The organism is Paenibacillus agaridevorans (genome assembly GCF_003112455.1).
GTDB lineage: Bacteria > Bacillota > Bacilli > Paenibacillales > Paenibacillaceae > Pristimantibacillus > Pristimantibacillus agaridevorans.
In genome coordinates this window covers 1-11,565 of sequence record NZ_BDQX01000161.1, presented here as the reverse complement: position 1 = coordinate 11,565, position 11,565 = coordinate 1, and the positions used below count along the sequence as shown (strand labels likewise).

Annotated in this window: 17 protein-coding genes and 1 pseudogene; all 18 read right to left on the bottom strand. The window is 35.1% G+C overall.

What is annotated here, in order from left to right:
- Positions 1 to 56: 56 nt before the first annotated feature.
- The 18 genes and pseudogenes from PAT3040_RS14080 to comI all read right to left on the bottom strand — a co-directional run bounded on the left by PAT3040_RS14080 (position 57) and on the right by comI (position 11,110).
- Complete coding sequence (locus PAT3040_RS14080; RefSeq protein ID WP_108993232.1) at positions 57 to 425, bottom strand: GNAT family N-acetyltransferase; 369 nt, start codon at positions 423 to 425, stop codon at positions 57 to 59.
- Positions 426 to 467: 42 nt separating this feature from the next.
- Entirely contained in the window at positions 468 to 950 is a 483-nt protein-coding gene (locus PAT3040_RS14075; protein WP_108993231.1) for a DinB family protein, read from the bottom strand.
- Positions 951 to 970: 20 nt separating this feature from the next.
- A complete protein-coding gene (locus PAT3040_RS14070; RefSeq protein ID WP_258234972.1) occupies positions 971 to 1,360 on the bottom strand; it encodes an NUDIX hydrolase in 390 nt (129 codons plus the stop codon).
- A gap of 80 nt (positions 1,361 to 1,440) precedes the next feature.
- Complete coding sequence (locus tag PAT3040_RS14065) at positions 1,441 to 1,893, bottom strand: VOC family protein (RefSeq protein WP_108993230.1); 453 nt, start codon at positions 1,891 to 1,893, stop codon at positions 1,441 to 1,443.
- Positions 1,894 to 1,962: 69 nt separating this feature from the next.
- A complete protein-coding gene (locus PAT3040_RS14060; RefSeq protein WP_108993229.1) occupies positions 1,963 to 2,637 on the bottom strand; it encodes a class I SAM-dependent methyltransferase in 675 nt (224 codons plus the stop codon).
- Positions 2,638 to 3,303: 666 nt separating this feature from the next.
- Positions 3,304 to 3,402: pseudogene (locus PAT3040_RS40010) on the bottom strand (GNAT family N-acetyltransferase); the annotation flags it as partial.
- 81 nt (positions 3,403 to 3,483) lie between these two features.
- Complete coding sequence (locus PAT3040_RS14050) at positions 3,484 to 4,284, bottom strand: inositol monophosphatase family protein (RefSeq protein WP_108993228.1); 801 nt, start codon at positions 4,282 to 4,284, stop codon at positions 3,484 to 3,486.
- Between the two features lie 105 nt (positions 4,285 to 4,389).
- Positions 4,390 to 4,620: a DUF6199 family natural product biosynthesis protein gene (locus PAT3040_RS36360; RefSeq protein WP_146200432.1), complete on the bottom strand. Its 231-nt coding sequence runs from the start codon at positions 4,618 to 4,620 to the stop codon at positions 4,390 to 4,392.
- A 111-nt stretch (positions 4,621 to 4,731) separates the two neighbouring features.
- Entirely contained in the window at positions 4,732 to 5,175 is a 444-nt protein-coding gene (locus tag PAT3040_RS14045; RefSeq protein WP_181376608.1) for a UPF0158 family protein, read from the bottom strand.
- A 94-nt stretch (positions 5,176 to 5,269) separates the two neighbouring features.
- Positions 5,270 to 5,818, bottom strand: a complete 549-nt coding sequence (locus PAT3040_RS14040) for a histidine phosphatase family protein (protein WP_108993226.1) — start codon at positions 5,816 to 5,818, stop codon at positions 5,270 to 5,272.
- A gap of 219 nt (positions 5,819 to 6,037) precedes the next feature.
- On the bottom strand, positions 6,038 to 6,319 hold the full coding sequence (locus tag PAT3040_RS14035; protein ID WP_108993225.1) for an NUDIX hydrolase: 282 nt from the start codon (positions 6,317 to 6,319) through the stop codon (positions 6,038 to 6,040).
- Positions 6,303 to 6,635, bottom strand: coding sequence for a GNAT family N-acetyltransferase (locus PAT3040_RS14030; RefSeq protein WP_108993223.1), 333 nt, complete (start codon positions 6,633 to 6,635; stop codon positions 6,303 to 6,305). The genes PAT3040_RS14035 and PAT3040_RS14030 overlap by 17 nt, the downstream gene beginning before the upstream one ends.
- Before the next feature lie 296 nt (positions 6,636 to 6,931).
- A complete protein-coding gene (locus PAT3040_RS14025) occupies positions 6,932 to 7,441 on the bottom strand; it encodes a DinB family protein (protein WP_108993221.1) in 510 nt (169 codons plus the stop codon).
- A gap of 188 nt (positions 7,442 to 7,629) precedes the next feature.
- Positions 7,630 to 8,148 carry a MepB family protein gene (locus PAT3040_RS14020; protein WP_108993219.1) on the bottom strand — a complete coding sequence of 173 codons (519 nt, stop codon included), beginning with the start codon at positions 8,146 to 8,148 and terminating at the stop codon, positions 7,630 to 7,632.
- Positions 8,149 to 8,262: 114 nt separating this feature from the next.
- Positions 8,263 to 9,030 (bottom strand): nucleotidyltransferase domain-containing protein, encoded by a 768-nt coding sequence (locus PAT3040_RS14015; protein WP_108993217.1) that lies wholly within the window; start codon positions 9,028 to 9,030, stop codon positions 8,263 to 8,265.
- A gap of 195 nt (positions 9,031 to 9,225) precedes the next feature.
- Positions 9,226 to 9,984 carry a hypothetical protein gene (locus PAT3040_RS14010; RefSeq protein WP_108993214.1) on the bottom strand — a complete coding sequence of 253 codons (759 nt, stop codon included), beginning with the start codon at positions 9,982 to 9,984 and terminating at the stop codon, positions 9,226 to 9,228.
- 202 nt (positions 9,985 to 10,186) lie between these two features.
- Positions 10,187 to 10,492, bottom strand: a complete 306-nt coding sequence (locus PAT3040_RS14005; protein ID WP_146200431.1) for a hypothetical protein — start codon at positions 10,490 to 10,492, stop codon at positions 10,187 to 10,189.
- A gap of 522 nt (positions 10,493 to 11,014) precedes the next feature.
- On the bottom strand, positions 11,015 to 11,110 hold the full coding sequence (gene comI, locus PAT3040_RS38040; RefSeq protein WP_219930283.1) for a competence inhibitor ComI: 96 nt from the start codon (positions 11,108 to 11,110) through the stop codon (positions 11,015 to 11,017).
- Positions 11,111 to 11,565 lie beyond the last annotated feature (455 nt).

Genomic DNA, 11,565 nt, shown 5'->3' with positions numbered 1-11,565 from the left:
GACGCAATACTACGACTACCTAAGCAAGCATTAGCATGTCTCCGGATTTAGGGGGTCTAACCGATCATGGATTTCATAAGCTGTTTGGCAATTTCTTGATTCCAATATTTCGTTTCTCCAATAAATTGATCCGTTCCATAGATCGTTTCATTCAAATCATAGTAACCAAATTTCTTACTTGTTTCTTCATCTATCAAATAGAATTGTATATATCCTATTGGTTTATGGTTGTATTCTATCAAACATCTTTTTTCTTCTTCATCATTCGTGTAAAAATTTTCTTTTATCATTTCCAAATCATGCGGACGATCGCGACCTTCATAATAGGTTAAAACCAACGGGTCATTAAGCCAACTAACCAGATGTTTTTGATCTTTTATTTCAAGTTTGCGCACAGTGATACCGTTACTTTCATATAAGATCATACTTGAACCTACTTTCGATTTATTCTGAATCGTAGTTTTCACTTAAAGTTTCGTTAATGATTTTATATACTTTTCAATTTGTTTTTTATGGTGCTTGTCATGGGAAATAAATCCTCTTAAATATCCCCGAATCGAAAACTTCTTTTTATCCCCGTCTTTATATGCCTTAATATAATCATCCTCTGGTAATCCTGAAATGTCACTAATGATCTTTATTCTATATTCAAGGAAATGGTCAATAATTTGATCCCTGGTTTGGGTTTTTGCATACTCCCTTGCATTGGCATTGAATTCATCAAAGTTTATATGCTTTACCGACACGGGTTGCCCAAGCTTGATCTTCTTTATGCCTTCCTCATAAAAATACTTGTCCCAAAGCATGATGTGACTTATTACATCTTTTAAAGTCCATTTCCCCTCAGAAAGAGGCCTATTCCAATGGTCTTCATCTGTTTTTTTAAGATCATGTACGAAATTAATAAAGGATTTGAATTCTTCAACCATTTCCATAGACGTCTTCGCCATATAATTGCTCCTTTAGTGTTTTATGATGACTTTAGCTCCAATTTCTTACTTACAATATCCATTATCGGCTTTGTGTAACTATCTAGATAATTAATACCTTTTTGTGAAATCCATTGAACCTCAATTATGTCTTCATTATCTTTATTGTTTTTATCTAGTTTTATTTGCCCTTCAAATTTGGTTATTAGATATGTGTATTTTTCATTCTGTTCATGTATAAGATATAATCCTTTTACTTCAATTCCCGTTTCTTCTTTAACTTCTCTTATACAAGCCATTTCAGGGGTTTCATTTATTTCAATTCCGCCTCCAGGAAAATTCCATACGATATCTCCTCTTTGTACATATTGTCTAACCATCAAGAGGCTGTCGTTTTGTAAGATAACAGCTTGTGCAATGATAGGATACACCTTCCAACATTAATTAATGAGGTTAATATGTTTGATTCAGTTGGTCTTTTCAGTAAAGGCTTTTTTAAGCCGTCACTTACTTATATGTTACCGAGTTCTTCCGCCAAACCGATTAGAATTCCTTCGGTTCCACGAATGTAGCAGAGCCGATAAGAGTCCTCATACTGAACCACTTCGCCAACGAGCTGCGCACCATATTTAGTGAGTCTGGATACCATCTCGTCAATGTTTTGAACTGTGAACATGACGCGTAAATAACCAAGGGAATTTACTGGAGCCGACCGGTGATCTGATGTAGTAGGTGGGGTGAGAAATCGCGAAAGTTCAATTCGGCTGTGGCCATCTGGGGTAACCATCATAGCAATCTCTACACACTGAGAACCTAGTCCGGTTACGCGACCAGCCCATTCACCTTCGACAGTGGTTCGCCCTTCGAGTTTCAAGCCAATCTCCTCAAAGAAAGAAATTGCGTCATCAAGGGATTCTACAACGATGCCGACATTGTCCATTCTCAGTAATTTATTTTTTTCCATGGTTTTTCCTCCTCGGATATCAAGTCTATACCTGGTGTTAGATGATGTGGCCGACTTCCAGAATTACGCTTAAGGTTTTATAGCTTTCCATATGTATTTGTATTCCTTCAATTGAATGATTCCATTTATAGTATTCTCATTTATTCTAATTTCAAATTCTTCTTTCATATGTTCTTCTGCATAATTTGGGTTTCCAGGAATGTTAGAAAGGAATTTTATAAATTCTTCTTGGTTAGGAAATATAATTTTTGCATCCTTATACTCTCTGATCTCAATATTCTTAAAACCGTTGTGATCAAGCCGTTCCTTTACTATATCAAGTGCGCCTGAATGAATACCGAAAATCGTACCTTTAGATCTCAAAATCCGGCTATGATTTAAAATAGAAGTAGGGCCTCTACGATCATATATAAAATCGAATTGTTCATCTTTGAATGGAAGTTCTTCCTTTGTTGTGGCATATACAAATTCCAAATTTGATCTATCCAACTGATAAGACTGAGCTATCTTAATCATCTCGATTGAATTATCAAAACCAATGATTGATTTAGCGAATGGAGACATTTTGATTGTAAAATCACCATGTCCACAGCCGGCATCTAATACGTGACTATAGTTTGGAAGCATATTAATTAATTCTTTTTCGAAAATATTCTCAGCGGAAACACCTTTAATTAAGAATTTCGCATCTGATTTATACCCGCCATTTCGGCGGGCGATAGAGTTATACCAATCTACTCCCATAAAAGCCCTCCATTGTTTACGATTTAGATGTTTCATCTAACATTTTGTATATTCACGAAGTCGACATAGGTGGACGTTTCTGGCTGAAAATTCACCTGCAGAACAAAGCATATAAATTGCTCCTTTGAGTGGTGCCAATAACTCCAGGCGAGGGTCGGATGTCCCGATGCGAGGATTTGATGTTATACGGAGTTACTTTATTCCGGATTAAGCTTAATTTTATTAATCTTTTGGATCTTCCTTGTAAAACGTCCATTCGTTTCCTCTACCAAATTTATCTTTAGCGTTAACATTGTTTATTGTCTTGGTAGCAAGATACTCAGCATTGTACTCTTTCCCATTAACCTTATATTTAATAGTGTACTCTATAAAGTGACTTTGAATATCTGTGGTAATATCAATTACTTCCCCACCTTTTTCTTTGATTACTTTGTTGATTTCTTCCTTATGGAGCTTTTCTAAGTTATTATTAGTTGGAATTGATAATATTAGTACTAATCCAACTGATACAAAAACAATAAATGAACCTGCAATTTTATTTCTCTTTCCAATTAGAAATGTAATAATAAAACAAATTAAAATAACTACTATTGAGATAATTGCCCAAACCAGAATAAATCCCCTCCATTTTCAACTTATTATAATTTCGTATAACGTTTCCATGTTGCCTTCTTCCGTCCAATAGTGATCTAGAAACCTGTACTCATATAATCCATTTTCATTGACATCATTTGGTTCAAACTCACTAAAGTCATATTTATACAATTCAAGAAGATTTCACAAAGATGATTTTTGATCATATTCGGCGAATATGGTATATTAAATGAAGTCAGTTGCTTCCTTGAGTTAACCAAGTCCCTCTTTTACTATTCTCAATAATTCTTGTTTGTGGTCGGGATGGCAAGCAATTATGTAAGGCTCTTCTTTCATGCCTGTAAAAGGGTTTCCATCAAAATCGATTACGATGCCCCCAGCTTCTTTAACCATTAAAATACCTGAATACAAATCGTCACCTTCAGAATTATAAAGAATTATTCCGTCTATGTCCCCTTTGGCAAGCATGCACCATTGAAGTGTTGGAGCCCATAATCTCATCATTCTCTTGAAGTTTACATCAATAAATTGTCTTAATTTAACTGCCCTACTATCGTTCTGTACTTTGTGGCCTTGAATCCAACCAATATTCCCTTTAAAAATATTGAAATTACTTTTTATCTGAATCTGACGTTTATTGCAATACGTTCCTTCTCCAAGGACAGATACAAATAATCTATCGGTCAACGGCTCGTAAACCACCCCAAGTACGGGTTCTCTTCTATACATCAACGTTATTGAAGTCGTAAAAACGGGCAATCCTATTGCAAAATTATTAGTTCCGTCCAAAGGATCAATAAGCCAAAGCCAATCGTTTTCCGTTCCTATTATCCCTGCCTCTTCACTATGTATCTGATGGGTAGGAAATGTAGTGCGAATTTGTTTGATTATAATTTCTTCAGCTAGATGGTCAACTTCAGTGACCACATCGCCAAATTCGTCTTTTGATCTTAAATCTACAAAATTATCAAATTTTTCTTTAGAAATCTCTCCTGCTTGGCGAATAGTTCTTACTGATATTTCTTTTGCTTTATGGATAATCTTGTAATCCATCTTACACCCCTTATAATATTGCCTCTACCGCTCTACGCTCTCAATATCATCAGATTTTAACTAAATTCAGTACTGATTCACGAAAATTTTAATGTATTGAATTTTTCAAGTCCCTTTAAATCCACCCAAAAGTGCTACTACTATAAGAAAAACCCCAATTGTAACAGAAACATACCCACCTGTTTTAAATCCTTTAACAGCTGTTTTAGATGGTTTTTTTGGATAAACATAGGTTCCTGATCTTTTGTACATCATTTCAGGCTGTATGATTGATAATATGCCAGGCAATATCACAATGATTGTAATGAATAAAGCAATTGTAATTCTATCAATCATTAAGATCACCTATTCTGTTTATTATTAAGCATCTCTGCTAATATCCCCTGCCAAACCATGGCCCGAAGCGTGAAAATGGTGTTAGGTGATTGTAGCTTGAGATTTTTACATTCATTCTATAATCAGTTTAATCAGTTCTTCTTCTTCAAGTACCTTCACAACTCTTTCCCTGTTTTTTTGATCCTTGAATTTATACCATTCTTCCAACAATCTTGAGTCATCCGAAACGGAATCTTTAAATCTTCTAAAAACTCCTTTTCCTCCACTGAGTGCATGTTCAAGTGAATGTTTCATCCTCATATCTCCTACAGTTTCTGTGAACGCTACCATATCCTCAAACGATTGCCATGATTCAATCATTGGTACTCTTATATAACGTTCTCCAAACTCATCTTCAATTCTTTCTTCAAGTTCTGGATCATTTTCAATGTACTCTCCAAGCATTTCGACTTCACCTGTTTGCTTATCAAAATAATATATAATTTCGTGTCCTGTATTTTCACACGCAAATATCAGCTCTTCGAACTGAGATTGAGTAATTTTAATTTGTTGCATTGAGTTCACCCTCATTTAGTATTTTTCTTCGTACTTTCGGCTGAATAGGCATCTTAGCTTCTGATTCTACTTCTTTGTTGCTTGCTTCATTGAATTACTTCCATATCCTACTTAAACTATAATGTTCTTTTTTTGAATTTAAGATCTTTAGTTCATATACATCTGGATTGCTTAATTTTTTCCATTCTTCAAATCCAAATTCATTATCAAAGTACTTTATTATTAACGACATTAAATTTCCATGTGTCACAATCGCAATACTACTTTCTATTCGCTCAATTAATTCATTAATTACAGAGTATCCACGCTCCATTGCTTCCCTTGATGATTCACCGCCAAATAATCTTAAATCTAGATTTTCATACGTTTCTGATAATCTATCCATCCAGTTTTCTATATTTTCTGAGCTTAAAACTCTCTCACATAACCTCTCTTCAATATTTATTTTCAATTTATTTTTCTCCGCTAAAGGCTGGATACTCGACACAGCTCTAACATAACTGCTTGAAATAATATAATCTATTTGCTTTTCATGAAGAAAATCAGCTAATTTAATAGCTTGTTCTTTTCCTTCAATCGTTAATTTTGCATTCGCCTCCTGCCCTTCAGCCTTGCAATGTCGTATAAGATAAATCCGCTTCAAAGCTCTCACTTCCAAACATTTTTATTTTGTTTTTGGCAATTGCACATATCGTCTCACGCATTCACGAACCTCCGAAGGAGGTTGTCCGAAGCATCTACTTTCCCGAGATCACTACTGTGGGTCACTCCCGCCGGACCGTGGACCGAATACCCCGATGCATTATGGTCTTATAGGGTGTTGCAGACCTCTTTGACCACTTTCAAAATGCCTATAGACCTTCTACCAATTCTTTATATAACCTATTTTTCTCAATGTCAATTCTGTGAATGGGTTGATATTTTCTATTGGTTCTTCTAATGAAAAATAATGAAGTTCAATTCCCTCGTCGTCATTTATCTTGGCTTGTCCTTCAACATCTATTGCTTCATATACTGCCATTACATTATAGATTTCATCGCCATGAGGATATTTATAGTACATGTCCTGGCCTGATAATATTGTTGTCCAAGTGATGATGTAGCTGCTTCTCGAGTTACCTTCGATATTATAACTCTTTAACAAAAAACACTTCCCCGATTTTGCCTTCATTTATTCCATTTATTATTCCACATTCCTTAAATCCCATTTTCCTATGCCACTCTTGTGGATCGGCTTCATTCACTTGAGACGAACTATATATAGTTTTTAATCCTTTGCTTTTCAAATGTTCTTCAACATATTTCAATAATCTTTTACCAAGTCCTTTTCCTCTATAATCAGGATGAACCATTATCAACCCTATGTATGGATACTTTGACCATAAATATTCTAATCTCAAATATCCAATCAGATCTTCATCATCTTTTGCCAGAATAATTTCTTGGTTTTCAGCTTCCAATTTAAAATATGCTCTGGAACGTGTTGGTCCCCAGTGAACACATCACTTGAATCTAATTGACTTCCAAATCTAATTGTAATTGACATTATTCAATTACTCCTTTTCCTTTTGCTCTTTTATTAATAACTGTTTTGGCTATTTCATCTAACGTTTCATATATTCACAACATCCGATGAATGTTGGATGTGTCCGGTTGCATCGGCTCCCCTGCCAACTAATTCTGCCAGACTGAGGGGCGAATGCCCCGAAGCGTGACTATGATGTTATAGGATGTATCCGCCTTCTTTGATATGGCTCTATCCTTTTCTTTCGTCTATAATTTCTTTAATTTGTTGAATATGTCTTTGTTCATGAATGTACAGGGATTCGAGCCATTCAATTAATAACATCTCTTTAAAAACAGGGTGTACAAAATGTCTTCTACTCAGCACTGAAGAATCTTCTATTGTACTTAAAAGTTCATGCAGCTTCTGTCTTGAATTGTTCAGTTTTTCTATAATCACTTGGTATTCTAATACTTCATTAGATGGTTTGGCAATTTCAGGTGCTTCTAATTTTTTACTTCTGTCTAATAGACGTTCTACGGGTTTGCTTGCTATAAATGAATCTTCTTTGCTCTTTAATCCCTTCCTTATTGCAACGACATACAATTCCTCTGTGATATAGAGATGCTGACAGACCTGACTAATACTCCAACTTTCAAGGTCTTTTTGTTTATATAAATCATTACCACTCATACTTGCAAGAATAACGAGTAACTCAGTTCTGGTTTCTTCAATTTTATTAATGATTTGTTGAAAATCCATAGATAAAAACCCCTAACTTTAGTATTTTGCGGATATTCCCTATAACGTTTCGTAAATTCACGACTTCCGACGAAGTCTGATGTATCCGGCTGAATAAACTTCCCTGCTACTGATTCAGCTTCTTCGAAACCTCATCTTATGCTTCGGCCCGGACCAAGGAGCGACAGCGACGCAGCGTGAATGCGGTGTTATAGGATGTCAGCGTCTTCTTCGAAATACTTACCAAGTTCTTGTAAAGAAGAAGTATGATTTAGGTTTATAAAATATGGTAATTGCCATCTTTGTGTTGCTATAGCTTGTTTACTGGTAAGTGTATCCCAGCTAGGATACACTCTTATTGCCATTTTCCCATTTGAAGTATCTGTTTTGAGAATATTATGTCTTAACAATACATCTTTAGGAAAAATGAATTGCCCAAACTTATGATTATTTCCGAAGGTATTAATGACTAACAAATCAGTAGCATTTTCATATGAATATGCTTGATTTTTGTTGTCACTGCCTTTTTCCCAACAGACGACAAATTGACCTATCTTCTTAGGTGTTTTTCTCGCAACCCTAAATCTAACCGTTTTAGAATTTATTCGAAATATGCCTGAACCATATTTTTCATTTTGAATTTCTTCTTGGATATCCTTGATCATCAAGTTGTTTGGCTTATAAAAATTATCATTTACATATGTTAATACCTCATAAAAATCATCCAATACTGCACTTCCTTTTCTATACTTTCATTCTTTCATATCTTCTCAACCTGACGGACTTAGTGGGCTGGATGTGGTCACTCGCTTCTCAGAGTGACCCGGAGCGTCAATATGGTGTTAGCCGAAGGAAGTTCTAGAAGCAGCCATTGCATTTAAGGCATTTTCGAAATAGCTATATACTTCATCTGCAATTTCCAGAAACTCTTCAACAAGTACATTACTATCCAAGTAACAAGCATACAGATAATCAACTAAAGCGGAGTCTATCTCACAATAGTTTAATATAGCATTCTTCATTTTAATAATGTCATCTTGCCATACACCTGTATTTTCTAAAACCAAAGAGTATAATGCACGAATTAATCTCTTAGAGTAACCTTTAATATATCTAGTTTTCATTGTGCTATCACTAACATTAGAAAGTAAACTATGTATACGATCTACTTCCTCCTTGGTCTCTGTATTTAAGTCTATAATGAACTCTGGAGAAATAATTATCGGTGGTACTTTTTCACCAACATCATGACCATATATGCAAACACAAATTATCTTAATCCAAAAACCCCACTCATTTGGTTTACTTAATACATCGTCAATCGAGCAAATTATCGTATCAATCTTAGTTACTACTGGATATTCTTCCAAAAGACTGTCTTTAATTTTTGACAATCTTTCGTAATCAATATCTTTGGGATTTACACATACAATAGTAAAGTCTGCATCTGACTGAAAAGGTTTAGCAGTTCCTTTTGGAATCGAGCCACACATATAAATGCTATGAATCTGACCTTTAAATTCGGTAAGTATATTATCTATATACTTATCAACAAAATCCTTATATTCACTTTGTATTACAATGCTATTTATAACTTTTTCTAATATCATATAGACTCCTCCTAAACTAAGAACTTCTTTCGGCTAACGTTTCGTATATTCGCGACGCCCGACGAATGCCGGGTGTATCCATAGCATCTACTTCTTCGAAGGCACTACTGGGACTGAGGGCGAATGCCCGATGCGTGAATATGGTGTTAGCGGAAGTTAATGTCTACTTGATTCACATTCAAGTCCCCTTCAGATTCACTTTTGAACTATAAAACCTATAACTACTGCTATTCCCATTAGCCCCATTAACACAAAAATTATTATAAAAACAATTCCCATTTGTTCATTATTAATTGCTGCTCTATGTTCTTCACTTAAGTGGAAATTCTCCTGAATCCAGTTTTTATTATATTTTGAATTTGCTTTACTATAAGACCACTCCCATGATATTTCTCTATTAAGAGAAACAACCTCGCCGATATCTGAATAATTCCAGTTATCAAAATAACCAACAAATAGTATTATGATATCTTTAAACCTCGAAAAATCATCTAAAAGGAAAAGTTGGTATTGGTCTAGATTTTTGTATCTCTTCAGACTCTTTTCAATTTGACCGATCTGCTTGTCTTCATAAAAGATAAGTAAATGAACGAGACTTTTTTTAGTGACCTCATATATTTTTATGTTTTCATTCTTAAAATTGACTCCATAATAACTTAATATAAATTCCTTTCTGATATGTTGAACTGCTCCAATGATGGTATCAGTTCTATCTTTTACAATACATGCTTCAGTTACTTTTTCACTCCAAAGCCATTTAAGTGGAATGGAATTCTTAATTTCATTTAGTAGTTGAAAATGCGTACTATACAAAAGTTCACCATTTGAAGTCATTGTTGTTGAAGAGTACTTAGAGAACAAGGGCATTTGGATTTTGGCAGTTAAAAATTCATTTTCTTCAACTTCAATGACTTTACTTTTATTTGAACTTATCTGATTTAAGTTAATCATCATAGCTTCTACCTCTTATGTTTTGATCTCCGAATTACATTGATTTCAGCTAACGTTTCGTATAACACGACGTCAAGGGAAGTCGGATGTGTCTGGCTGACCCCACTTCCCTGCCAATATCATCTGCCAGATCGAAGGCCGAATGGCTCGATACGTGAATAGTGTTATGTGATGCCACCGCTTCTCCGAATTAACCAATCACGTTTTATCCCATATCAAATGTCTTCCAGCCATGTTCATTAATTATATCAACTAATTTTCTGAATTCTTTGTATGGGTCTTTAAATAGCTTTTTCTTAAATTCAATCCTAATTGGTGGTTCTGAAAAAAATTCAATATACATCGTTTTAGTAAAAGCATCCCGTAATGCAATACATTTAGTTCTTTGTTCTAAATCTATTCTTTCTTCTTCTGTAAGGTCATTTTCTTTCATCATAAATTTAGAAAAGTTTATTCTGCATTTATAAAAATCAATAAAATGAGTTTGTCCTTCATTATCTTGATAATTCAATCCCACATCTGTTATGGAAATGATCTGTTTAATGTCCAGGCGATTCACCTCCGACAAAAATTTTGCATTTCAAATTCTTTAGTATTCGGTGGTTTCACATAACGTTTCGTATTTTCACGACGCTCGACGAATGTCGGATGTGTCCGGCTGCAACCGCTTCTACGAAATACAACTGCCGGACCGTGGGGCGAAAACCCCGACGTGTGAATATGGTGTTAGACGAGGTTAACGCTTCTTTGCGCTGCTCACAAACGACTTGATAGTCTTTCAATATGCTTTGATTACGCCCTTCATACGCCTTTAAAATGCGATTTGTTAATCTAGTTTTTTATTGCCTTTATTATGCTTATCAATATTCTTTAATCGCTTTTCATGTTCACTTCTTTTTCCAATTGTGTTATCATACTATTAAAGAAGCCGAGTGCGGCAAACACTCGGCTCAACAATTGGCTTGGATGGTTTATTCCCTTCTAAGCGATCAGAATAAAAACCCACCTTCGGCGCTAACCTTGGGGTGGGTTTTTACTTTCTCTTGTTGTTTGAATTAATGTAAGTTAGAAGTGCGAGGATGAATGATCCAAATAAAAACATGATCGTCAACGCATCTTTAACTTCCATGGCTTCACCTCCTTTCGAAGGGAAACCATGCCCACCCAAGATTCAATTGTCTTTCCTATTGTACCATCATCTACCAGAAAAAAGAAGAACGATTGTTCTATATTTCTTGAATCTTAAACCCGTTAATTTCGTCTAACGTTTCTTGTGTTCACGACGTCCGACGAAGTCGGATGTGTCCGGCTGCAGCAACTTCCCTGCCAATTACATCTGTCCGGACCGAGGGCGAATGCCCGATGCGTGAATATGGTGTTAGACGAAGTTAACGCTTCATTGTGCTCTTTACAATCGGTTCTATCTCTTTCAAAATGCTTTTAATACGCCTTTAATACGATTTAATTCGTTTTTCTTATTTCTTTTTTATCGTCTTTAATATTCTTTGCAATATTCTTTAATAGCTTTTCCTGGTTCACTTCTTTTTCCAATTGTGTTATCATACCTATAAAGAAGCCGAGTGC